The sequence below is a fragment of the Rudanella lutea DSM 19387 genome (assembly GCF_000383955.1).
GTDB lineage: Bacteria > Bacteroidota > Bacteroidia > Cytophagales > Spirosomataceae > Rudanella > Rudanella lutea.
On record NZ_KB913013.1, the window covers coordinates 562,126 to 586,590 of the forward strand.

The window sequence follows — 24,465 nt, forward strand, 5'->3', positions numbered from 1 at the left end:
CCGCTTAACTTCGCCATGTCGCGCTTTATCGGCTTGTTTACCGCATCGGAAGAAACCCTCTGGCAGGGCGTCACGGCCTTGCTGTCGACAGGGCAAACCGTGTACATCACCGACGAACACACCCTACCGCAGGTGCGGGCGGCCTTGTCGGTAGGCGAGTCGGAAAGTGGGTCGGTCGAGGTGGTGTCGTCGGCCGAGGTTTACCTGCGCGAGTCGGTAGTGCGGGCCCGGCCCGTGGTGGACGCCCTAGCCCACCGGCTCGACGAGCTACCCGCCCGCCCAGTGACCGTTTTTCTGGAAATGACCTGGGCCGTCCGGACGCCATCAGGCGATATTTACCTCCGCGAACTTCAGGAAGCCCTGCAACAGTTACTGGCCGAGCGGCCCGCGCTGACCGTCGTTTGCCTCTACAACGAGTCGATTCTGCTCGAAGACCAGCTGCTGCTGGGCCTGTTTTCGCACCCGGTCGTGTACGCGCAGGCGGGTGTGCGCCCCAACCCTTACTACCTGCCGCCCGCCATCATTCGAAAAAACGACGCCAAGCAGCGGTTCGATTACTGGCTGGCCAATATCGACCCGCACCGGGCTGCGCCCACGCCCGCACTCGCTAAAGACCCGGTCGCTGAGAAAAAAGCGTACCCGGTCGAGAAGCCGTTTCAGAAAATGGTGGCCCAAACCGCCGAAGGCCGCTGGAAAATCCGGTGCTTCGGCGAACTCCGCATTCACCGCGAAAACGGTGAGCTGATTGACTGGAACACCAAGGCCGGCTCCACCCGGAAGCTCAAAACCATATTCGCGTTTCTGCTGCTTCGGGGCGAAAAAGGGGCTACGGCCGACGAACTCGCCGACCTGCTCTGGCCCGATGCCGAGAGCGAACAGCAGGCCATGAACCGGCTCTATCATGCCGTGCGGTACCTCCGGGCGGTACTCAACGGCAGTGCAGCCGACACCCGGCAGTCGTCGTTTGTGGTGCAGCAAAGTTCCATTTACTACCTCCGCCTACCCTACGATAGCTGGATCGACCTACCCATGTTTCAGGAGTTGTGTTTCAAGGGCAATCAACACCTGACCGACGGCAATCTGGAACCTTGTAAAATATGCTACGAATCGGCCGAGCGGTTGTATAGCGGGGACCTGTTCAACGACATTCCGCCCAAGTACATCGACAACAACGAAAACGACTGGTGCTGGAGTAAGCGAACCTGGTACCGCGACATGTACTATAAACTGCTCTACAGCCTGGCCCGAATTCACCGCCAAATGGGCAACCTCGCGCAGGCAATTGCCTATGCCGATAAAGCGTTGGACGAAAACCCGAATCTGGAAGAGGCCCACCGCGAAAAAATGCTGGCTCTGGCCGAATCGGGCCGCACGGACGCCCTGCACCGGCAATACCGGATTTACGTCGAATCGCGCAAAAAATTCAACCTGGGGTCGCCTTCGGACGAAATTCGCTTGTTGTACCTAAATCTTTCAAGAAATAATTGAAAAACTTCTAAAAAAACCAAAGATTAACCAAAGAAAGGCCAGTTATATTTGGTTACGTTTTTACAAAACCAACGTGTAACGCCTATGAGCGGTTGCCCTTATCACCAGACCCGCGAGGAATTCAAGCCGTTCGACTTGACCAATCCCTTCCCGTTTTACAAGCAGGCCCGTGAAGAGGAGCCTGTTTTCTTCAGCGAAGAACTCGGCTACTACGTCGTGACCCGCTACGAAGACATCAAGGCGGTTTTCAGCAACTGGAAAACGTACACTTCCGAAAACGCACAGTCGCCGTTTAAGCCCATTGCCCCCAAAGCCAAGGCACTCATGGAAGCCCACGGCATGATTGGGCTGTCGGGATTGTCGGGGCGTATTCCACCCGATCATACCCGCATCCGGCGCATTGTGAGCATGGCGTTCAACGTAAGCCGGTTCAAAAAACTGGAGCCGCGCATCCGCGAACTGGCGATTAACATGATTGGTCAGTTTCAGGCCGACGGCCACGCCGAAATGGTCCGTCAGCTGGCCTACGACCTACCCGCCTTCGTTATATTCATGCTGCTGGGCGTTCCTAACGAAGATGTGCAGCAGGTAAAAAGCTGGGCCGAAAGCCGTTTGCTGATGACCTGGGGCGACCTCACCGAAGACGAGCAGCTGGTGCATGCCGAGAACATGATCAAGTACTGGAACTACTGCCAGAACCTAGTGAAGCTACGCCACGAAAACCCCACCGACGACCTCCCCGGCGACCTGGTGCGGCTTCAGGCCGAAGGGCACGAAATCAGCGACCGCGAGATTGCCGCCATGTGCTACAGTCAGCTGTTTGCAGGCCACGAGACCACAACCTCGCTCATCGGCAATGGCATCCGGGAGTTGCTGCTCAAACGCGAAAGCTGGGAGGCTATCTGCGCCAACCCGGCCCTGATTCCGAACGCGATTGAAGAGGTGCTGCGGTACTCGCCCTCGATTGTGTCATGGCGTCGGCGCGCGCTCGAAGACAGCATCGTCGGCGGGGTACACATCCCGGCCGGCTCCAATTTGCTGCTCGTAATGGGCTCAGCCAACCGCGACGAAGCTCAGTTCGAACAAGGCGAAACCTTTGATATTGAGCGAACCAACGCCAAAGAGCACCTGTCGTTCGGGTACGGGATTCACTTCTGCCTCGGCTCCCCGCTGGCCAAGCTCGAATCCAAAATTGTGCTTGAAGAACTCACCCGCCTGATCCCGAACCTCCGTATCAAACCGGATCAGGCATTCAAATTTGCCCCCAACACCTCATTCCGCGCACCAGTAGCCGTAGAGGTGGAGTGGACATAATGAATGGTGAAAGAGAGAAAGAGTGAACTAACAAGCTCACATTTAGCCCATTCGCACAAAAACAAGATTATTGAACTCCGTACTGGACAGTCGGACTTCAGACTCCAGACGTTAGACTTCTCTACAGAATGGTAGTAATTCTAACGTCTAATGTCCAACATCTAATGTCCAGTACTGAGATCATTGAATCAGAACCACCTTGTTTTCACTCATTCACTCTTTCTCTCTTTCACTCATTCACTCTTTCGTTCTTTTACCCTTGTAAGCGTTCCTACCTGATGAAGTATACCCTTTTTTTCAAAGAAGCCCAACCCGAAGACTACCCGCTGCTGGGTGGTAAGGGCGCTAGTTTGGCCAGCATGAGCGCGGCTAACCTGCCCGTACCGGTTGGTTTTTGCGTGACAACCCACGCCTACTCGGCGTTTTTGCACGCATCGGATCTGTTCGATACCATCATGGCGCAGGTCGAACAGGTCGACTGTGCCAATGTGGCTGAACTCGACCGGCAGTCGGCCGAAATCCGGGCCCTGATTTTGGACAAGCCCCTGCCTGCCGAGGTTGAATCGGTGATTCGGAGCTCGTACCGGCAACTGTGCGACCTCACCGGCCTGCCCGGCACCCTGCCCGTAGCGGTGCGGTCGAGCGCAACGGCCGAGGACCTGCCCGACGCCAGCTTTGCCGGTCAGCAGGACACCTACCTCTGGGTAGTGGGCGAAGACGAGGTGATCGAACACGTACGCCGGTGCTGGGCCAGCCTCTACACGGCCCGCGCTATCAATTACCGCCGGAATGGCAACATCCCCGAAAACGATGTGCTGATGAGCGTGGTGGTACAGAAAATGGTCAACGCCCGCACGGCCGGGGTAGCCATGACCCTCAATCCCACCAACGGCGACCGTTCCAAAATTGTGATTGATGCCTCCTGGGGCCTGGGCGAAGCCGTGGTGTCGGGCGAGGTAACCCCCGATAACTTCCTGGTGGACAAGGTGATGCTGGAAATCATCAAAGCAGACATTCAGCACAAGGCCGTTGAACACGTCCCCGACCGCGTAAACCGCCGGGTAATCACGCGCGACATAGAACCCGACCGGGCCGCCCAGCCCTGCCTCTCCGACGACGAGGTGAAGGCCGTGTGCCGAATCGCTAAAACGATTGAGAAGCACTACCGATGCCCGCAGGATATTGAGTGGGCGCTGGATGCCGACCTTCCCGACGGCGAGAACTTCACACTCCTGCAAAGCCGCCCCGAAACGGTCTGGACGCAGAAAAAAGCGACAACGCAGGCAACCACCAAAACCGGCATGGAGGGCATTCTGAACACCCTGATGAACCCGCTGGCCGCCCGTCAGTAAGCTCATATTACCCCCGTAACGTACGACAAACCGGCTTCAGGTTCACCCGTTTGCACAGCCTCCATAGCAAACTCGGTGGACCGGAAGTCCGGCTACCACTCACCCGTAATCGAGTTCCTTTAACCACAATTCAGCATGGATCACAAATTCATTAGCCCGTATGACCACCACGCGCCAGCGGGTGCCGAGAATTGGAAAGACCTGTACCCGTACTACATGGTGTTTCAGGACAACCTCAAGGAGTCGGAAAATGCCAAGTTTTTCTTCTGCGATTCGCAACACTGGCCCAACGTGTTTAAGCCGTTCGATGCCATTACGGTTGAGTTTGCCGTGAAATGCCTCGGGCAGTACAACACCCGGCAGTGGCTCATTCCGCCCGCCAACGGTATCGACTTCAAAATTCACAATGGCTACTGCTACATGAGCCCCGTAGCCGTGGCCCCCGAGCTGATTGGTGAGCGCGTACCGCAGTTTCTGGAGCGAGCCGGGTACTATTTCCAGAACTGGAACGACCTGCTCGACAACTGGCACAAAAAAGTAAAAGCTACCATCGACGAGATGGAAGCCGTTACGTTTGAGCCGCTCCCCGAGGTCATTCCGATGGACTGGGTAACGGGCGGTGTGGGCCTCGACCCTACCTACCACCTGATTCACAACTATACCAAAATGATTGATCTGTGCTATAAGACATGGATGTATCATTTTGAATTTTTGAACCTTGGCTATGCGGCTTACCTCGACTTCTTCGGGTTCTGCAAAGAGGCTTTCCCCGGTATCCCCGACCTGTCGATTGCCAAAATGGTGCAGGGTATTGACTCGGAACTGTTCCGGCCCGACGATGAACTGCGGAAACTGGCCAAGCGGGCCGTGGAGCTGGGCGTTGCCGACACCATTGTCAACCACGACCTCACAACGGCTTTGGCGGCCCTCGCCGAAACCGAAGCCGGGCAACAGTGGATTGCCGCCTGGGAAGGAGCCAAGTACCCCTGGTTCAATTTTACGGTGGGCAACGGCTTCTACTCGACCGATAAGTACTGGATTGAGCATCTGGACATTCCGTTCGGTTACGTGCAAGACTACACCCGCAAGGTGCAGGCTGGCGTCAGCATTGACCGCCCAACTGAGGCCATTGCCGCCGAGCGCGACCGAATCACTGAGGAGTATCGCGACTCGCTCTTCGACGAGGAAGCTCAGGCTGCTTTTGATGGCAAGCTGGGGCTGGCGCGCGTGGTGTTCCCCTACGTAGAGAATCATAATTTCTATATCGAGCACTGGGCGATGAGCGTTTTCTGGCGGAAAATGCGCGAACTGGCCAACGTGCTGACCGGGGCTGGCTTCTTCGCCGACCCGAACGATATGTTCTACTTCCGGCGCGAAGAAATCCAGAACCTCCTGTTCGACTACGGCCGGGGTTGGGCTATGGGCGTACCGGCCATTGGGCCGAGCTACCTGCCCGGCGAAGTGGCCCGCCGGAAAGCCATTGTCGACGCCCTGTCGACGGCACCGCCCAAGCCGGCCTTCAACGAGCCACCCGCCGTGGTAACCGAGCCGTTTACGATTATGCTGTGGGGCATCACCACCGAAAGCGTGCAGGGCTGGCTGAGCACGGCAGAGGTAACCAACAAGCTGAAAGGCATGGCGGCCTCGCCCGGAACGGTGGAAGGAGTGGCCCGGGTCATCAACAATCCGGATGAGCTGGGGCAGTTGCAGGAAGGTGAAATTCTGGTGACGCGGGTCACGGCTCCCAGCTGGGCACCGGTGTTTGGCAAGATCAAAGCTACGGTTACCGACATTGGCGGTATGATGTCGCACGCGGCCATCGTATGCCGGGAGTATGGCCTCCCCGCCGTGACCGGAACGGGCTCAGCCAGCACGACCATCAAAACCGGCGACCTTATCCGGGTCAATGGTGCACAGGGCGAAGTAACGATTTTACAGGCAGCTTAATGTTTCGTTTTGGGTTTATGGTTTAGCGTTTTTGGTTGCTGAGTAACAGGTTAATAGTCCAACTGGTGTTTTTCTAAAAGCCATACGCCTAAAACCATAAACCCTTTCTTTACCTATTTACATGGACGACGCCCACTCAACCATCCTGAAAGCGGCCGAAACGTATATGCGGGTGCGCCAGAATGATGTGCATATTCCGATTTCGTTTGGGTACGCCATGCGGCTTGCCGAGTTGTACCCCGAAGCCGATAGAGACATTGTGGCTGCGGCCATTATTCTGCACGACATCGGCTGGTACTCCATCGACGAGGACGATATTTTCAAAAAAGGGTTTCAAACCGAAAACTACCTCTACAGCGATGTGCGCTACCTCCACGAGTCGGAGGGCGTACGGCTGTCGGCCCCCTTGCTGAAAGAACTGGGGTATTCGAATGAGTTTATCGAGCGTGTAGGCACCATCATCGACGGGCACGATACCCGCCGGGAAGCCCGCTCCCTCGAAGACCAAATTGTGCGCGATGCCGACAAGCTCTGGCGATTTACCGTAACGGGTGTCAGCATTGCCAGCACCTGGTTCAAACTGGTTCCGAGTCAGTACTGCCGCCGGCTCGTGACCGAAGTGATTCCTTATCTGCACTTGCCCGAATCGGTAGCGATGGCCGAGGCCGACCTCACCGAAACCCGCGCAACCTTGTGCTGTGACGTAATCTGAGTATGGAAAACTTTATCAATGGGATCTGGTCGAAGCCCCATTCGGGCCGGTATGCCGAGGTGCTGAACCCCTGCACGGGCGACGTTGTGGACACGTTTGCCTGTAGCGACCTGACCGACGTGACCAAGGTGATGCAGGTGGCGCAGGAGGCTTACCGCGACTGGCGCAAAACACCCGTAGCCGTGCGGGCCCGGTTGCAGCACGCTGCCGCCCGCCTGATGCGCGAACACGCCGACGAACTGGCCCAAACCCTTGCCCGTGAACTGGGCCGCCCCATGGCGGGTTGCCAGACCGAGATAAGCCGTAGCGCCGACCTCCTCGACTTTTACGCCGAAGAGGGACTCCGGCTCAAAGGCGAAATTCCGCTGCATAACCTCGACGGCGAGAAGGCCCTGATTGTCCGCGAGCCCATTGGCGTGGTGGTGGCTATTACGCCATTCAATTACCCCATTACACTGCTCACCATGAAACTGGGCGCAGCCCTGATTGCGGGTTGCACCGTGGTCGCTAAACCGTCGGAAGATACGCCCCTGTCGACCCTCCGACTGGCCGAACTGTTTATGCAGGCGGGTTACCCGGCGGGTGTGTTCAACGTGATTACGGGCTACGGCCACGAAATTGGTAACGCCCTGATTGAGCACCCCGCCACGGCTAAAATAGCCTTTACAGGTGGCACCGGCACGGGCAAGCGCATTGGCGCGCTGGCGGCCATGCACAACAAACGCGTGACGCTCGAACTGGGCGGGCAGTCGCCGGCCATTGTCTGCGCCGACGCCAACCTCGCCGTAGCTGTACCGGCCATTGTTCGGCACGCCTTTGCCAACAGCGGGCAGTTTTGCTACCGCGTAAACCGGCTGTACGTACACGAGAGCATCTATGACGGGTTTCTGGATCAGATGGTTACGCTAACGGGTAATCTGCGCGTGGGGCATCCGCAATCGGGGGCCGACATGGGGCCGATGGTCAATCAAAAAATTTACCAGAACAGCGAGATTCAGGTGGCCGATGCGCTCGGCAAAGGGGCTATCCTGAAAACGGGCGGCCGACGACTCACCGGCCCGCAGTACGACAATGGCTGGTTTTTCCCGCCAACGATTCTGGCCAATACGGACCACTCCATGAAAATCATGACCGAAGAGACCTTCGGGCCGGTGGTGGGTGTGATGCCGTTCGGAACGGTGGAGGAAGCCGTACAACGGGCCAACGATTCGGAGTATGGCCTGGCGGGATACGTGTTTTCGGAAAATCTGAGCACCGGCCTGCGCGTGGCGGAGTCGCTGGAAGCCGGGTCGGTCTGGATCAACAACATCCACCGCTCGTACCACGATGTACCCTTTGGGGGCTACAAGCAGAGTGGCATCGGGCGGGAAAAAGGCCGGTACGGGGTAGAGGCTTATACCGAGCTGAAAACGATTTACCTGAACTACTGAGCCATGACCCCAACGCAAACCGCTCACTTTTTCGATACGCCCGCCGGCAATCTGGAGGAGGTATGGCTCCGGGCGCGGCCGCATCTGAACGTGCGCAACAACGACGAGCACACGCTGTTTTCGTTCTTGTACGCCAAAACACTCTGCGAGACGTACCCGGAAGCCGACGCCGGGCTGGTGCTGCCCGCCATTCTGTTGCACGACACGGGCTGGTCGAAGATTCCACAAGACAAGATTCTGCACGCGTTTGGCCCCAACAATAAGTACCCGGAACTGACGCGGCAGCACGAACTGGAAAGCCTCGACATTGCCATGCCGGTGCTCACGGAGCTGGGCTACGCCGATGAGGCCGTTGAGCAGATTCTGAACCTGATCGACGGGCATGATACCACCAAACACGCCCGCTCACTCAACGATGCCATTCATAAAGATGCCGATAAGCTCTGGCGGTACACGCCCCACGGCAACCGCATCATTGGCGAGTGGTTCGAAATTGGCCTCGCCGACGTACTGGACATCCTCGAAAACTTTGTGTTGCCGGGTTTCCTGACCGACGAAGGCCGCCGACTGGCTACCCTGCTCCTGCAAACGGCCCGGCTCGATCAGAAAATAAGCGAATGGGGCCGGGCCGTCGCTTCGACGCACCGGGGCGGCAATGATTGATTAAGCGGATTAAAACCGCAACAGCTACAAAAGCTTACTAATCAAAACATTCACTCTTTCACTCTTTTGCTCTTTCACTCTTTACCCATGCTCGATTATACAGACAAAATAGTGGTCATCACGGGCGCAGCGGGTGGCCTGGGCCGCACCTTTGCGCAGGCTTTTGCGGGCGGGGGTGCTCAGGTTGTAGCCTGTGACAAAAACAAAGCCGGGGCCGACGAAACCGCTCAACTCGTTGGCGGCCTGGGGCTGGAGGTCGACGTGACCGATGCCGCATCCGTCGAACGCATGACGAGACAGATCATCGACACGTACGGACGGATCGACGTGCTTATCAACAACGCGGCCATTTACGCCACCATCAACCGCAAGCCGTTTTACGAACTGACCGACGCGGAATGGGATCTGGTGATGAACGTCAACCTCAAGGGGGTTTGGCAGTGTACCAAAGCCGTTGTCAAGCCGATGATAGAGCGATTCAAGAACGAGGGCGTTGGTGGCAAAATCATCAACATCTCGTCGGCAACGGTCATGAGTGGCTCGCCCAACTGGTCGCATTATGTATCCTCAAAAGGGGGCGTTATTGGCCTGACCCGCTCGATGGCGAAAGAACTCGGCGGCTTCAACATCAACGTCAACGCCATTGCGCCCGGCTTTACCCTGACCGAAGCGAGCCTGAACCTGATGGAAAATGCAGGGCAGTACGGTGTCGACCGGGGGGCTATCAAACGCCCGTCGACCGCCGAAGATATTGCCGGAACAGCCTTGTATCTGGCCTCGCCCCTATCCGATTTCGTAACCGGCCAAACCGTCATTGTCGATGGCGGCAAGCAGTTTATTTAAAAAAAGGAGGAAAGGGAGAAGGGATAAAGGACATGCTCTTTCGCTCTTTACCGCCCCGGTGCGCCAGAGCGACGCCCCGCACTCTTTCACTCATTCACTCTTTCACTCATTAAAATTATGCCAAAAGTAACCTACATCGAAACAAGCGGAAAAGAGCATCTGGTCGATCTGCCGCTTGGCGCTACCCTCATGGAAGGAGCCGTACAAAACGACGTAAAAGGCATTGTGGCCGAGTGTGGGGGCTCCTGCATGTGTGCTACCTGTCATGTGTACGTCGACGAAACGTTTCTGGACCGGCTGCCGGAAATGGAAGAGGAAGAAAACGAGATGCTCGACGGTGCCTCGGCCGAACGCAAAGCCAATAGCCGGCTCGGCTGTCAGGTGCGGATTTCGAACCAACTGGACGGGCTGATCGTCCGTATTCCTGACAAACAATGAAACCGCGTGTCGTCATAGTCGGGGCCGGGCACGGGGGTATTCAGGCGGCCGCATCGCTCCGCGAAGAGGGATTTGAGGGAGACATCACGCTGCTTTCCGAAGACCCCGCCCTGCCCTACCAGAAACCCCCGCTGAGTAAGGGCTATTTGCAGGGCAAACAAACCGACGAGGCTATCCTGTTTCGGTCGGCAACCTGGTACACAACCAACCAAATCGACCTGCGGCTGGGCGTTTCGGCTACCCACCTCGACCCGGCTACGAATCAGTTGACCACCTCAACAGGCGATACCCTGACGTACACGCACCTCATATTGGCGACGGGGGCCGCAAACCGGCGGCTTCCGATGCCCGGTGCCGATGAGGTCTTGTACCTCCGTACGCTGGCCGATGCCCGGCAAATTGGCGACCGATTGGCGCAGGCCAAACGGGTGGCCATCATTGGGGGCGGCTTCATCGGGCTCGAACTGGCGGCTGTGGCCGTTGAAAAAGGCAAGGAAGTAACCGTAGTTGAGTACCAGCCGCGACTCATGCAGCGGGTGTTACCCCCGGTTATCTCCGACGTGTTTGGGCGTACCCATCAGCAGCACGGCGTTGGGCTTCGGCTGGGCGTTGGGCTTCAGGCTATCCAAAAACAAGGACATACACACACCTTGACCCTGACCGACGGCCAAAGCCTGACTGCCGATCTGGTGGTTGCGGGAATTGGGGTTATTGCCGAAACGGGCCTGGCCGCATCGGCGGGTCTGGTGTGTGAAGATGGGATTCGGATCAATGAATACGGGCAAACGTCGGTGGCAACTATTTACGCCATTGGCGACTGTGCTGCGCACGATAACCCCTTCGCGGGCAAGTGTCTCCGTCTCGAATCGGTGCAGAATGCCGTCGATCAGGCCAAAACCGTTGTGAGTCACCTGCTGGGCAACCCTCGTCCGTACCGGGCCGTACCCTGGTTCTGGACCAATCAGTACCACCTGAAACTGCAAATGGCCGGGATTTCGGCGGGCTTTGATACCTACCTGATTCGGGGCGACGAAGCGGCCGAAAAATTTTCGGTTTACTATTTCAAAGGGGACAAGCTGCTGGCGGTCGACTCGCTCAACCGCCCGGCCGATCACCTCAACGCCCGCAAGCTCCTCGAAGCGGGTATCACGCCCACCGAGGCTCAAATTACCGACCTGAGCTTCAATCTCAACGGGGTGCTGTAGTCAGGAACACGGATGGAACGGGTACGCCCTTCGGTCCGTGTTCCACCCCCGCCCCTACTTTGCCTGCTTCCGAAACGCCCCCGGCGTCAGGCCCGTTTGTTTTTTGAACAGGCGCGAAAAATAAGCCGGGTCCTTAAAATTGAGCAGATACGAGATCTCCGACAGCGAATAACTCGTTCCGAGCAGGTACTTTTTCGCTTCGCCAATGAGGTAATCGTGCACAACCTGCAAAGCCGATTTACCCACCACCGACTGACAGACCCGATTCAGGTGAACTGTCGTAATCGACAACTCGCGGGCGTACTCCTGCACCGATTGCGTTTGGTAGCCAGCTTGCCGGATGCGTTTCTGAAAGCCCTGAAAATACCCCAGCGTTCGGTTGTCGGCCTTCTGAATAAACACGCTGGATGCCAGACTTAACCGGTACAATTGCACCCAGAGTAACTGCACCCAAAAGCCCAGCGCCCGTTCCTTTTCCAGCTGATCGCCCACCAGCTCGGCACAAATTCGATCCCGCAACGCCACCAATTCGGCAAAATCTGACTCGTGCTCGCGAAACGTCAGGTGATTCAGGCGGTTCACCTCCAGCAACACGTGCGGAGCCGTTTTGAAAAAGGCGTCGAGCGCCCCTTCGGTAATCGTAAACACCTCACCTACCATGCCGGCTTCAAACCGAAAACCGTGCAGCGTGTTGGTCGGAATTAGCAAGACACAGGGCGGGTTGAGCGGCACCCGGTTCTGCTCGGTGAGCAACACGCCGTTGCCTGAGGTAAAGAAAAAGACCTGCAACAAGTCAGTATGCAAATGGGTGTCGATAGCCCAGTCGTACAGGCGACTCCTAACCTCCAGCAACTCATGATGTATAAAACCATCCGTAAATGGGTGCTGCTTATCGCCGTAGAGCCCTTCAAAGTTTTTGAGTGCCTTCCGCATGGGTTTTGGTTTTGAGCAGTCTACGTTTTATGTTCCAATTAGACAATTTCAGGCCCTAATTACCGGAAAATGTTCGATTTGTACAAGCTTAATTTTTATTTATCCAAGATAGTTTAGTACCCTATCGATAGTTTTGCATAGTGACTTTCCTAAGCAAATACGCACACAAATGAGCCAGCTTATCTATAATCCGTTTGATCGGGAGGTGCACCCACCGTACCTGTCGCCTGAGTATAAATCAACCCTGTTGCGGGCTCCCAGTCAGCCGCTGATGGTGGTCAAACAATCGCTTTCGGAGTTGTCAGGGCCTGTTTTTGGCGACATGAACGTCGGCCCGCTCGACCACGACCTGACCAAAAACGCCCGCCGAAATGGCGAACCCCTCGGTGAGCGTATCGTGGTTCACGGCAAAGTGACCGACGAAAACGGCCGCCCTATACCGTTTACGCTGATCGAAATCTGGCAGGCCAACGCGGCCGGACGGTATGTGCACAAGGTCGATCAGCACGATGCCCCCCTCGACCCTAATTTTCTGGGCGCGGGCCGGGTGCTAACCGATGCCGAAGGAAACTACAAATTTTACACGATTAAGCCGGGCGCCTACCCGTGGGGTAATCACCACAATGCCTGGCGGCCCAACCATATCCATTTTTCGCTGTTCGGACCGAACATTACCACCCGGCTCGTCACGCAGATGTATTTCCCCGGCGACCCGCTCCTGCAGCACGACCCTATTTTTCTGGGTGTGCCTCCCAAAGGCCGCGAGCTGCTTATTTCCAAATTCGACCTCGACATCACCGAACCGGCCTTTGCCCTGGGCTACCGCTTCGATTTTGTCCTGAGAGGCAGTCAGGCTACCCCTTTCGAAACCGTTTAACCCGACCGACATGCTACAGACACCTTCGCAAACCGTGGGCCCGTACTTTGCCTACGGCCTCACCCCCGAACAATACCTGTACGACTTCAAAAGTCTGGTCGGTAACCAGTTGGTGGACCCGCTGAACACCCCAGACGCCATTACCATCACGGGTCGGGTGTTCGACGGGCAGGGACAACCCATTTCCGACGCCATGATCGAGCTTTGGGACCCCGCTAACAAGCGGTTTGGCCGGTTTGGCACGGGCACCGACCCACAGAACCGCTTTGTGTTTCAGGCCACTAAGCCCGGCTCGGTGGATGGGCAGGCTCCGCACTTCTGGGTGATCGTGTTCATGCGTGGGCAACTTATTCACTCGTACACCCGGCTATACTTTGCCGACGAAACAGCCCTGAACGAAGCCGACCCCGTACTTGATGCCGTACCGGCCAACCGGCGGGCTACGCTTCTGGCGCAAAAAACGCCCGGCGGCTATACCTTTGATATTTACATGCAGGGCGACAACGAGACCGTGTTTTTCGAGGTTTAGCCTGCTCACTCCAACCGGCCTGATTATGTCTCTTTACAGCGGTCTTTTCTACAGTTCGGAGGTCGAGCCAATGGTTTCGCCCGAGGCTATGCTGGGTCGAATGCTCGCGTTTGAGGGGGCATTGGCACAGGCGCAGGCCCAACACGAGCTCGTTCCCGAACCGATGGCCCAAATCATCGCTGATTGCTGTGCCCATCCGCTCCTCGATCTGTCGAAACTACAGGCTGACATTGCACTGGGGGGCAATGCGGCTATTCCGCTGGTAAAGCAACTGACGGCGCAGGTACGCAGCCAAAGCGAAGAGGCCGCCCGGTACGTACACCTCGGGGCCACGAGTCAGGACGTTGTCGATACAGCTACCGTACTGACAATCAAAACATTTTCAGACTGGCTAACGACCCGACTGACGGCCGTTGAGGAACAGCTTATTCGGTTGACTCGCACCTACCGAACCACCGTGATGCCCGGCCGCACGTTGCTACAACAGGCCAAACCCATCACGTTTGGACTCAAGACCGCCGGTTGGCTCGACGCACTTCGGCGGAGTTGGCAGCGACTGGCGGAGGGGCAGAAACGGGTGCTAGTGCTGCAATTGGCCGGGGCAGTCGGGAGCCGCAACGCGTCGATACCGGCCGAGGTACACCGGACAATGGCTACGCAGCTGGACCTCTCGGAGTCGGTTTCGTGGCATACCCATCGCGACAATCTGGCCGAGTTTGGGGCTACGCTGGGCATTCTGACGGGCAGCCTGGGCAAAATAGCCCGCGATATTGCCTTGCTGATGCAAACCGAGGTAGCCGAGGTGTTCGAAGGCAAAGCAGAGGGCAAGGGCGGGTCGAGCACAATGCCGCACAAGCGCAACCCGGTTACCTGCACGGCCATTTTAGCCAATGCCAACCGGGTGCCGCAACTGGTGGCCACCTTACTCGCGGCTATGCCGCAGGAGCACGAACGATCAGCGGGGTTGTGGCATTCCGAATGGGACGTACTGACCGAGATCATGCAGCTAACAGCCGGGGCCGTTGACAAGGGGCTTGATTTACTGACTAATCTGGACGTTGACCCCGACCGGATGCGCCAGAACCTCGAACAGACCAACGGCCTGATTTACGCCGAAACCGTCTCGCTGGCTCTGGCAGCCCATCTGGGTAAAGCCGAGGCCCACGCGCAGGTGGAGGAAGCAAGCCGGGTAGCGGTCACCGAAAAACGGCATCTGAAAGCGGTGTTGGCCCGTATGAACCTGCCGCTCACCAACCTCGACGCCCTGTTTGACCCCGTCAACTCACTCGGCGAAACCCTCGCCCTGATTGACTCGATTCTGGCGGGGTCATAACGAGTTTATTGTTTTTGGTTTATTGTTTATTGTTTTTGGTGGCCGACGCACCGGTTTCTGATTTTGGGACTAACTCGCCCATTCACTCTTTCGCTCTTTGCCGCCCCGGTGCGCCGGAGCGACGGCCCGCACTCATTCACTCATTTCCCATGTCTCTGAACTACAAGCTTTCTGGCGCGCCTAACAGCCCGGTTTTGATCTTCTCGAACTCGCTCGGTTCGGAAATGTGCATGTGGGACGAGCTGTTGCCCTACCTCCTGCCCTATTTTCGGGTGCTTCAGTACGACACCCGGGGGCATGGCGGTAGCTATCAACCAGCCACATTGCCGGGCGACGCTTCGTCGGGCGACGCTTACACCATCGCGCAGCTCGGCGAAGATGTCATCAATCTGATGGATGAACTTGGCATCGGGCAGGCTTACTTCTGCGGCCTGTCGATGGGTGGGCTGACGGGGCAGTGGCTGGGCATTCACCGACCCAACCGGATTAAAAAACTGGTTATCAGCAATACAGGCGCCAAAATCGGCAACGACGAACGCTGGAACGGCCGCATTGCTACCATTACCGAGCACGGCATGGAAGCCATTGTCGACGACACAATGGAGCGTTGGTTTACCTCTCTGTTCCGGGCCGACAACCCTACCCGCGTGGCGCAGATGCGGGCTATGTTTCTCCGAAGCCCCGTGCCCGGCTACGCGGCCTGTTGCGCGGCTATCCGCGACGCCGACTTCCGCCAGGACCTCAACCGGCTCTCGGTCGAGACGCTCGTGATTACCGGCGACGAAGACCCCGTAACTAACGTGGAGCAGGCTCAGTTTTTGCAAGAAAACATCCCGGTGGCCAATCTGGTGGTGCTGCCCGCCCGGCACCTCGCCAGCACGGAGCTGCCCCGGCAATACGCGCAAGTGCTGATTGATTTTCTGGTGGGCGACACCCGCTACGAGCAGGGGATGCACGTTCGGCGCACGGTGCTGGGCGATGCCCACGTGGACCGCGCCAATAGCCAAACGACCCCGTTTACAGCCGACTTTCAGGATTTTATCACCCGCTACGCCTGGGGCGAAATCTGGCCCCGGCCGGGTCTGCCCAAGCACAGCCGGAGCCTGATTACCCTCGCCATGCTGATTGCCCTGAACCGGAAAGCCGAATTTCAGATGCACGTACGGGCAGCCATTCACAACGGGGTTAGCCCCGACGAGATCAAAGAAGTCATTATGCAGTCGGCCCTGTATTGCGGGCTACCGGCTGCCAACGAAGCCTTTCATGCCGCTCAGGAGGTGCTGGCAACATTACCGATAAACCACGCGTAAACAAAACGATTCTGGCGTTTCAGGCGATTGTTTCTGGCTGCTTAGGCAAGCCACAGCCCTCCTTTTGCCCTTGAATAAGCACCGGTACATTCACACGGAACCCAGACTCCCAAACCACGATTCATGTATGAAAACGATTAAAACACAGGTAGGCATTATTGGCGCAGGGCCCGCGGGGCTTACGCTGGCTCACTGGCTCAAAAAACACGGCATCGACTCGGTTATTATTGAGCACCGCAGCCGCGAGTACGTTGAGGCTCGGGTACGGGCTGGCTTGCTGGAGCAAAACACCGTCGATATTCTGAAAACCCTCGGTCTGGCCGACCGGCTCGTGCGCGAAGGTCACGAGCACCACGGCGTGTACCTGAGCTTCGACGGCGAACGCATCCGGGTGCCTTTCGGCCCCTACACCAACGGGCGGCATATCACCATTTACGGGCAGCAGGAAGTAGTCAAGGACCTGACCGATGCCTGGCTCACGGGGGGCGGCACGCTCCTGTTTGAGGCCCCCGCCCTCGAACTGGCCGATTACGATACGAACCACCCAAAAATCTATTTCGAGCAAAACGGCGAAAAAGGCGTTGTAGAATGCGATTTCATTGCCGCCTGCGACGGGTTCCACGGGCTGGGTCGCAAAACCCTACCCAAAAACACCTACAAAGAATATTCGCTCACGTATCCGTTTAGCTGGCTGGGGATTCTGGCCCACGTGCCGCCCTCGTCGGACGAGCTGATCTATGCCTACCACGAGCGGGGCTTTGCCCTCCACAGCCTGCGGTCATCGACGGTGAGCCGCCTGTATATTCAGGTCGAAAACGACGACAAAGTTGACAACTGGTCTGACGATCAGATTTGGGAAGAACTATCCCTACGGCTGGGCACGCCGGGCTGGAACCTGCAATCCGGCCCAATTTTTGAAAAAGCCATCACCCCCATGCGCAGTTATTTCATCGATAACATGCAGGCCGGGCGGTTGTTTTTGGCGGGCGATGCCGCGCACATTGTACCGCCCACGGGGGGCAAAGGCCTCAACCTCGCCATTGCTGATGTGAAGCATTTAGTCGATGCATTCATTGATTACTACCATAACAACTCGACAACCGGGCTGGATACCTACACGCCCACGGCCCTCCGGCGCATCTGGCGGGCACAGGATTTCTCGAACTTTATGACCACGCTCCTCCACAAGCAGGACGAACACGGGTCGTTTCAGTACCGCCTGCAACGGGCCAAATTCGACTACATTCGTATTTCGGACAATTACGCGGCCACCGTCGCCGAAAACTATGTCGGGCTGCCTTTCGAATCGTTTAATAAATGAATAGTTAAGTGAAGGAATAATGCACAATGGGTAATGAATAATGTACAATGGTTAAAGGATAATGCTATTGATTATCAGCTTATCCATTGTGCACTATACATTATTCATTCTCCACGACACCTACTCCAACAAGATGAAGCAAGTACCAGTAATTGATAGTCAAACAGCCGCCGACCTGGTTAAGGAGGGTGATGTGCTCCTGCAAGGCGGCTTCGGTATGACCGGCAATCCGGTTCACCTGATGCACGCCCTCGCCGAACGGGGCACCGGTAATCTGACCTTTGTGGGCAACAACACCGGCGAGGCCGGTCTGGGCGGAGGTCGGCTGTTGCGCAACGGACAGATTCGGAAAATGATCGGTTCGTTTTTTACGTCGAACCCCGACGCCGTTAAGGCCGCCCAAAGCGGGCAGGTGGCTTACGAACTGCTGCCGCAGGGAACCCTCGCCGAGGCCATCCGGGCCGGTGGAGCGGGTATCGGCGGTTTTTACACGCCTACATCGGCCGGTACGCCGTTGGCCGAAGGCCGCGAAACCAAGGTGATCGACGGTGTGGAGCAGGTGTTTATCAAAAGTATTCGGGGTAACGTGGCGTTTATCCGGGCCTGGCGCGCCGATACCGCCGGGAACCTGCAATACCGCATGACCGAAAACAACTTTAATAAGGCGATGGCCACGGCCGCCGACCTGGTAATTGCCGAAGTGGAAGAAATTGTGCCCGTGGGTGCTATTGCCCCCGAACACGTACACACGCCCGGCTGCTACGTCGACTATCTGGTGCAGGCGACCCTCACGCTCGAAGACCTCGGTAGCTCGGCATCGGTATCGTCGTCGAAAAAAGTAGACGAAGTTCGTATGAACATGGCCCGGCGGGCCTTGGCCGAACTGAAAAAAGGCGATGTGGTCAACCTCGGCATTGGTATTCCGACCCTCGTGGCCGACCTCATCACCGACGAGCACGGAATTATCATGCACACCGAAAATGGCATGTTGGGCGTGGGTCCCGTACCGGCCGATGGCGGTGGTGCGATGGACTACCCCGTCAACGCGGGCAAAATTCCGGTAACGGCCCTCAAAGGCAGCAGCTATTTCGACAGTGCCGACTCATTTGCCATGATTCGGGGGGGGCATATCGACGTGGCCATCATGGGCGGTCTGGAAGTAGACGAGCAGGCGAATCTGGCCAACTGGGCCGTACCGGGCAAGCCGTTGCTGGGTGTGGGCGGAGCCATGGACCTGGCCAAAGGAGCCAAGCGGCTGATCATCACAATGACCCACATCAACCCCGACGGATCATCGAAGGTAGTGCCCCAATGCACGCTGCCGCTCACAGCCACGGGCGTTGTCGACATGATCATAACCGATCTGGCCGTTTTCGCTTTCCCCGACGGGCAACTCACCCTGATCGACCTGATGCCCGGCGTAACCCTGGACGACGTTCGCGCCAAGACGAGCGCAACATTTAATGAGCGATTGAGTAATTGAGCGAAAACGGAATACATTCACTCAATCACTCATTCGCTAATTCACTCAATACCTATGGATTCATTCATCATCGACGCCGTCCGGACGCCCATTGGCAATTTTGGGGGTAGTTTGTCGCCCGTTCGGGCCGACGATCTGGCGGCTTTACCTATACGAGAACTCCTGTTGCGCAACCCAAACATCCCGGCCGACGCCATCGACGACGTGATACTGGGTTGCCACAATCAGGCCGGTGAAGACAACCGTAACGTGGCCCGCATGGCCCTGTTGCTCGCTGGTTTACCCTATACCGTACCCGGCGAAACCGTCAACCGGCTCTGCTCATCGGGCATGTCGGCCGTGGTACACGCCAACCGGGCCATCAAAGCCGGTGATGGCGACCTGTTTATTGCGGGCGGTATGGAGCACATGACGCGCGGCCCCTGGGTTATCTCCAAAACCTCGAAACCTTTTGGCAACGACGCCCAGATGTTTGATTCGAGCTTTGGCTGGCGGTTTGTGAACCCCAAAATGCATGAGCTGTACGGGACCGATGCGATGGGCGTAACGGCCGAAAACCTCGCCGAGCTGTACAACATCAGCCGCGACGATCAGGACCTGTTTGCCTACCATTCGCAGCAAAAAGCAGCCCAAGCCCAACAGGCAGGCCGTTTCGCTGAAGAGATTGTGGGGGTTCCGATTCTGGTCAAAAAAGGCCCTGCTACCGTGTTCGACGCCGACGAGTTCATCAAGCCCCAAACCACCCTCGAAGTGCTGGCGAAACTGAAGCCAGCCTTCAGGAAAGAAGGTGGTACGGTAACGGCCGGCAATGCGTCGGGCCTGAACGATGGCGCAGCGGCCATGCTGCTTGCTTCCGACGAGGCCGTTCGGCAGTACAAGCTCACGCCCAAAGCCCGAATTGTGGCCTCGGCCGTTGCGGGTGTGGAGCCACGCATCATGGGGATTGGGCCCGTACCGGCTACCCGCAAAGCCCTCCAGAAAGCGAACCTGACCCTCGACCAAATCGACGTCATCGAGCTAAACGAAGCCTTCGCGGCCCAATCACTCGCCTGTACACGGGCACTTGGCCTGGCCGACAACGACCCCCGCATTAACCCCAACGGCGGAGCTATCGCGCTGGGGCACCCGTTGGGCATGTCGGGCACCCGGATTATCCAGACGGCCGCGCTCGAATTAGCCAAAACTGGCAAACGCTACGCCCTCGCCACCATGTGCGTAGGCGTAGGTATGGGCTATGCCATTATTATCGAGCGCGTGTAACTGACCGGGCTACAAGCAAAAACGGGCCGCCAGATTATCTGGCGGCCCGTTTTTACTTGTCAACAACTCTGTCTACAACTCGTCGACCATAGCGGCCGAGCCAATGTACAGGGCTGAGCGTTGATGCACCGATATAGGGGCAACGTCGAGAATCGATTCATGCCCGTTGGTAGCCCGTCCCCCGGCCTGTTCGACAATAAAGGCCATTGGGTAACACTCGTACAAAAGCCGCAGCTTACCGTTGGGCGACTTCACCGTGGGCGGGTACAGATAAATGCCGCCCTTGATCAGATTCCGGTGAAAATCGGCCACGAGCGAGCCGATGTACCGACCTGTGAAGCGCCGTCGGCGGCAATCGGACAGGTAGGCCTGTACATGCGCGGGATAGTCGTCGACGTTGCCATCGTTGCACGAAAAAATAGTCCCGATCGGTGGTTGCCGCAGGTTAGCGTGCGACAGGATGTACTCACCCAGGGAATTGTCGTAGGTGAAGCCGCTCACACCCGCGCCCGACGTAAGCACGAGCAGGGTCGATGAGCCGTACAGAATGTACCCGGCGGCAATCTGGCACCGGCCGCCCTGCAAAAAATCGGCTTCGGTGGCCTCGGTCCCCACGGGTGTTATCCGCCGATAAATGGAGAAAATAGTCCCAATAGACACGTTTACGTCGATGTTAGACGAGCCGTCGAGCGGGTCGATAGCCACTACGTAGCGGGCATTCACGTTGCCGGTATGCACAATATCGTCATCTTCTTCCGAGATAATGGCGCATACCTCACCCCCATTTTTCAAGGCCCGGATAAACCGGATGTTAGCAATAACGTCGAGCTTCTGCTGGGTCTCGCCCTGCACATTGCCCGACCCCGCCGAGCCGGCAATATCCATTAACCCCGCCCGGTTAATTTCGCGGTGGACAATCTTGCTGGCGAGGGCAATGTCGCGCAGTAGCTGCGACAACTCACCCGTTGCGTACGGAAAGTCGTTTTGCCGACGCATAATGTACCGGTCGAGCGTGGTGCCCACCGGCATGGCCAACTCGCCATTTTGGGAGGCATTGGACCGCCCCGTAATTCGTTCCTGATGGATGAGCATACCGTTACAGGGCTGGAGAGTACGACGCCAACTTACTCGCAAACAAGCTATTCAGATGCTCCGCTTTGGCGTCATAAGCCGCCGGGTCGGCCCAGGTTTGGCGGGGATTGAGGAGTGTTTCGGGTACGCCGGGGCAGCTTGTGGGCATCTGCACACCAAACACGGGGTGTTTTTCAAAAGCTACCTTGTCGAGTGTGTGGTTGAGTGCCGCCCGGATCATGGCGCGGGTATAGCTCAGTTTCATGCGCTCGCCTACGCCATAGCTGCCGCCCGTCCAGCCGGTATTAATGAGCCACACACTTGTCTGATGCTCCCGGATTTTATCGCCCAGCATTCGGGCATACACTGTCGGGGGCAACGGCATAAAGGCCGCCCCGAAACAAGCCGAAAACGTAGCCTGCGGCTCAGAAACACCCATTTCGGTACCGGCTACCTTGGCGGTGTAGCCCATCACGAAGTAATCCATAGCCTGTTCGGGAGTGAGCCGCGAAATAGGCGGCAACACCCCGAAGGCGTCGCAGGTGAGGAAGAAGATAGCCTTCGGGTGCGTACCAACCGAGGGCACCACAGCATTGTCGATAAAGTCAATGGGGTATGATGTACGCGTGTTTTCAGTGATCGACGTGTTGGTGTAGTCGACTGTGTGGCTGTTGCGCACAAAACATGTATTTTCCACGATAGACCCGTAGCGGATGGCGTCGAAAATCTGCGGCTCGCGTTCGCGGGTGAGGTCGATTACTTTGGCGTAACAACCCCCTTCGAAATTAAACACGCCCTGATTACTCCAACCGTGTTCATCATCGCCGATGAGCCCGCGTTCGGGGTCGGCCGAGAGCGTGGTTTTGCCTGTGCCTGAGAGTCCAAAGAAAATAGCCACATCGCCCTCGGCTCCCCGATTGGCCGAGCAGTGCATGGGCAGTCCCCCCTGAGCAGGCAACAGGAAGTTCAGCGCCGAAAACACACTTTTTTTGATTTCACCGGCATAGCCCGTTCCGCCAATGAGCACTACCCGCTTACTCAGGTTCAGAATAGCGAAGTTGGCGTTGCGGGTACCGTCTTCGGACGGGTGCGCCATAAACTCAGGCACGGCCAAAATGGTAAAATCGGGTTCGAAATCGTCTAATTCATCTTCATCGGGCCGCAGAAACATGTTGGCACAAAACAGATTCTGCCAGGCAGAAGTCGTCAGAATACACAGTTTCAGGGCGTAGCGAGGGTCGGCACCGGCAATAGCGTACCGCACATACACTTTCTGGTATTCCAGAAAATGGCACATTTTGCGGTGCAGCCGGTCAAACTGCCCCGCATCGAACGGAATATTGACGGCACCCCAATCAACCCGCGACTCGGTCAGTTCGTCTTTCACGATATACCGGTCTTTGGGCGAGCGGCCGGTAAACTGCCCGGTGGCGCACATCAGCGCGCCCTGATCGGTCAGTTGCCCTTCGTTACGCCGTAGTGCATGCTGTACCAACGCAGCGGGCGGCAACTGAAAGTTCAATTCCTTTACATCACTGATTTTGAGGAAACGCAACGCTTTTTCGTCGGGCGTGTCGAGAGCGAAAGCAGAGGTCGGCTGTATTTCCTGGGCTACCATGCGGATTTATTTTAGTTGGTCATCATATTCTGGGCATGAAGATATAAAGCGGATTGGATAAAAATAGCGAACGTTCGCTATTTTTATCCAATCCGCCATAATTCTACGTTTTTTACAGAAAGCTCCTTAAATAATCTAACCGGTATTGATAGACCCTGTTGGCAACACACAATTCATACCCACTACAATACAGGTGCTCTCATTTCAAAAAGGTGCTGACTATCCCATCAGCTGAGAGTTTACGAATGCAGTAGTTGCCCCCGTCGACAATGTAGAGATTGCCCCGGCTGTCGAACGTGATGGCATTGCCAAGCGGAAAATCGAACAACGCCTGCCGGGCCGGGCCATCTTTGTAGCCTTCTGTAGCCCGGCCACCCATGTTCACGCCTTTCTGAATTTTGCTGTTACCGGCTACGTCGACCACCTGATTCTGTGCAATTTTAATAATCCGGTGCAGCCGGACATCCGCAAAATGCAGCTCCCCTTTCGGCGAAAAGGCCAACGGACCGGGCGTAAATAACTCGGCGGTTTTAACGTCGCCGGGTGTGTAAACCGGGTGAAACTCACGCTTACCACACTGCCCGGCCACCACGCTCACCGTAGCCTGCCGACGATCGGGGGTCAGGGTGAGCTTTTTGATACAGCGCGGGTAAGCATCACTGATGTAGAGGTTGCCCTCGGCATCGGAGGTCAGTCCGTCGATCAGATCAAACCAGAGCTTTTCGCCGGTAGCTTTATCGCGCAGGGTGGTCACCTCACCGGCCGGGCTGATGTGCCGAATTACGTAATTATGATAGCTCAGGTTGGTTTTGGGTGTTTTTTCGTCGGCATCGGTCACGTACATATTACCGGTCCGATCGATAGTAATATGGTCGAGGCTCCGAAAATTGGCTTTGGCCAGCGGACCATCGATCACGCTATACTGATACGGCTGCCCGGCAAATAGACTGATCTTACCCTCGGGCGTGATTTTTCGAATGAGGTTATCGCGGGATGCCACCACATACAGGTTATCGCGCGAATCGATGGCCATGTAGCTGATCCCGACCGTCAGGGGCTTGATGTAGTTTTTCCAGCCATCGAGCACCAAAGTCGGTTTCCCGTCGGGGGTCACCTTGAGCAGCCGGTCGCTCACCCCTACCCACAGGTTGTCGCGGCTATCAACGGCCACGCACCGGGCTCCGCGTGCCGACACATTATCTTGCGCCTGGACGGCCGCTGTCAGGAAAAGGAGGAAACTATAAAGAAAGGTACGCATAGCTCGTTTGTTTTGGGGGTGAATGGTGCCATTGTCTGGCGTGAGGTCCGGTTAAGTTAATGGACCCCACCGTGAAATTT

General features: G+C 56.8%; 21 protein-coding genes. 17 read left to right on the forward strand and 4 right to left on the reverse strand.

Features of this window, described 5'->3' with window-relative positions:
• Nucleotides 1-15: 15 nt before the first annotated feature.
• The 10 genes from RUDLU_RS0102495 to RUDLU_RS0102540 all read left to right on the forward strand — a co-directional run bounded on the left by RUDLU_RS0102495 (nucleotide 16) and on the right by RUDLU_RS0102540 (nucleotide 11,392).
• Nucleotides 16-1,488, forward strand: a complete 1,473-nt coding sequence (locus RUDLU_RS0102495; protein WP_019986767.1) for an AfsR/SARP family transcriptional regulator — start codon at nucleotides 16-18, stop codon at nucleotides 1,486-1,488.
• Nucleotides 1,489-1,572: 84 nt separating this feature from the next.
• Nucleotides 1,573-2,802, forward strand: coding sequence for a cytochrome P450 (locus tag RUDLU_RS0102500; protein WP_019986768.1), 1,230 nt, complete (start codon nucleotides 1,573-1,575; stop codon nucleotides 2,800-2,802).
• Nucleotides 2,803-3,080: 278 nt separating this feature from the next.
• On the forward strand, nucleotides 3,081-4,154 hold the full coding sequence (locus RUDLU_RS0102505) for a PEP/pyruvate-binding domain-containing protein (RefSeq protein ID WP_019986769.1): 1,074 nt from the start codon (nucleotides 3,081-3,083) through the stop codon (nucleotides 4,152-4,154).
• 135 nt (nucleotides 4,155-4,289) lie between these two features.
• Nucleotides 4,290-6,101, forward strand: coding sequence for a PEP-utilizing enzyme (locus tag RUDLU_RS0102510; RefSeq protein WP_019986770.1), 1,812 nt, complete (start codon nucleotides 4,290-4,292; stop codon nucleotides 6,099-6,101).
• Nucleotides 6,102-6,222: 121 nt separating this feature from the next.
• Nucleotides 6,223-6,813 carry an HD domain-containing protein gene (locus RUDLU_RS0102515; protein ID WP_019986771.1) on the forward strand — a complete coding sequence of 197 codons (591 nt, stop codon included), beginning with the start codon at nucleotides 6,223-6,225 and terminating at the stop codon, nucleotides 6,811-6,813.
• Between the two features lie 2 nt (nucleotides 6,814-6,815).
• Nucleotides 6,816-8,243 (forward strand): aldehyde dehydrogenase family protein, encoded by a 1,428-nt coding sequence (locus RUDLU_RS0102520; protein WP_019986772.1) that lies wholly within the window; start codon nucleotides 6,816-6,818, stop codon nucleotides 8,241-8,243.
• 3 nt (nucleotides 8,244-8,246) lie between these two features.
• On the forward strand, nucleotides 8,247-8,906 hold the full coding sequence (locus RUDLU_RS0102525) for an HD domain-containing protein (RefSeq protein WP_019986773.1): 660 nt from the start codon (nucleotides 8,247-8,249) through the stop codon (nucleotides 8,904-8,906).
• A gap of 87 nt (nucleotides 8,907-8,993) precedes the next feature.
• Nucleotides 8,994-9,749, forward strand: a complete 756-nt coding sequence (locus RUDLU_RS0102530) for an SDR family NAD(P)-dependent oxidoreductase (RefSeq protein ID WP_019986774.1) — start codon at nucleotides 8,994-8,996, stop codon at nucleotides 9,747-9,749.
• Between the two features lie 117 nt (nucleotides 9,750-9,866).
• On the forward strand, nucleotides 9,867-10,187 hold the full coding sequence (locus RUDLU_RS0102535) for a 2Fe-2S iron-sulfur cluster-binding protein (protein WP_019986775.1): 321 nt from the start codon (nucleotides 9,867-9,869) through the stop codon (nucleotides 10,185-10,187).
• Nucleotides 10,184-11,392 (forward strand): NAD(P)/FAD-dependent oxidoreductase, encoded by a 1,209-nt coding sequence (locus RUDLU_RS0102540; protein WP_019986776.1) that lies wholly within the window; start codon nucleotides 10,184-10,186, stop codon nucleotides 11,390-11,392. The genes RUDLU_RS0102535 and RUDLU_RS0102540 overlap by 4 nt, the downstream gene beginning before the upstream one ends.
• Nucleotides 11,393-11,446: 54 nt before the next feature.
• Here RUDLU_RS0102540 and RUDLU_RS0102545 read toward each other — a convergent pair whose 3' ends face one another.
• Nucleotides 11,447-12,325, reverse strand: a complete 879-nt coding sequence (locus RUDLU_RS0102545; protein ID WP_019986777.1) for a helix-turn-helix domain-containing protein — start codon at nucleotides 12,323-12,325, stop codon at nucleotides 11,447-11,449.
• 169 nt (nucleotides 12,326-12,494) lie between these two features.
• Here RUDLU_RS0102545 and pcaH point away from each other — a divergent pair, with 169 nt between their 5' ends.
• The 7 genes from pcaH (at nucleotide 12,495) to pcaF (ending at nucleotide 20,438) form a co-directional block, all read left to right on the forward strand.
• Nucleotides 12,495-13,202 (forward strand): protocatechuate 3,4-dioxygenase subunit beta, encoded by a 708-nt coding sequence (gene pcaH, locus RUDLU_RS0102550; RefSeq protein WP_019986778.1) that lies wholly within the window; start codon nucleotides 12,495-12,497, stop codon nucleotides 13,200-13,202.
• A gap of 10 nt (nucleotides 13,203-13,212) precedes the next feature.
• Nucleotides 13,213-13,731, forward strand: a complete 519-nt coding sequence (pcaG, locus tag RUDLU_RS0102555; protein ID WP_019986779.1) for a protocatechuate 3,4-dioxygenase subunit alpha — start codon at nucleotides 13,213-13,215, stop codon at nucleotides 13,729-13,731.
• 25 nt (nucleotides 13,732-13,756) lie between these two features.
• Nucleotides 13,757-15,064 carry a 3-carboxy-cis,cis-muconate cycloisomerase gene (gene pcaB / locus RUDLU_RS0102560; RefSeq protein WP_019986780.1) on the forward strand — a complete coding sequence of 436 codons (1,308 nt, stop codon included), beginning with the start codon at nucleotides 13,757-13,759 and terminating at the stop codon, nucleotides 15,062-15,064.
• Between the two features lie 149 nt (nucleotides 15,065-15,213).
• A complete protein-coding gene (pcaDC, locus tag RUDLU_RS0102565) occupies nucleotides 15,214-16,374 on the forward strand; it encodes a bifunctional 3-oxoadipate enol-lactonase/4-carboxymuconolactone decarboxylase PcaDC (RefSeq protein WP_019986781.1) in 1,161 nt (386 codons plus the stop codon).
• A gap of 127 nt (nucleotides 16,375-16,501) precedes the next feature.
• Nucleotides 16,502-17,695, forward strand: a complete 1,194-nt coding sequence (locus tag RUDLU_RS0102570; protein ID WP_019986782.1) for a 4-hydroxybenzoate 3-monooxygenase — start codon at nucleotides 16,502-16,504, stop codon at nucleotides 17,693-17,695.
• A gap of 133 nt (nucleotides 17,696-17,828) precedes the next feature.
• On the forward strand, nucleotides 17,829-19,178 hold the full coding sequence (locus RUDLU_RS29130) for a 3-oxoacid CoA-transferase (RefSeq protein WP_019986783.1): 1,350 nt from the start codon (nucleotides 17,829-17,831) through the stop codon (nucleotides 19,176-19,178).
• 54 nt (nucleotides 19,179-19,232) lie between these two features.
• A complete protein-coding gene (gene pcaF, locus RUDLU_RS0102580; RefSeq protein WP_019986784.1) occupies nucleotides 19,233-20,438 on the forward strand; it encodes a 3-oxoadipyl-CoA thiolase in 1,206 nt (401 codons plus the stop codon).
• 72 nt (nucleotides 20,439-20,510) lie between these two features.
• Here the strand turns inward: pcaF and fbp are convergent, their stop codons facing one another.
• The 3 genes from fbp to RUDLU_RS0102595 form a co-directional block, all read right to left on the reverse strand.
• Complete coding sequence (gene fbp, locus RUDLU_RS0102585; protein ID WP_019986785.1) at nucleotides 20,511-21,530, reverse strand: class 1 fructose-bisphosphatase; 1,020 nt, start codon at nucleotides 21,528-21,530, stop codon at nucleotides 20,511-20,513.
• Between the two features lie 4 nt (nucleotides 21,531-21,534).
• Nucleotides 21,535-23,127 carry a phosphoenolpyruvate carboxykinase (ATP) gene (gene pckA / locus RUDLU_RS0102590; RefSeq protein ID WP_019986786.1) on the reverse strand — a complete coding sequence of 531 codons (1,593 nt, stop codon included), beginning with the start codon at nucleotides 23,125-23,127 and terminating at the stop codon, nucleotides 21,535-21,537.
• 199 nt (nucleotides 23,128-23,326) lie between these two features.
• Entirely contained in the window at nucleotides 23,327-24,385 is a 1,059-nt protein-coding gene (locus tag RUDLU_RS0102595) for an NHL repeat-containing protein (RefSeq protein WP_019986787.1), read from the reverse strand.
• Between the last annotated feature and the right edge of the window lie 80 nt (nucleotides 24,386-24,465).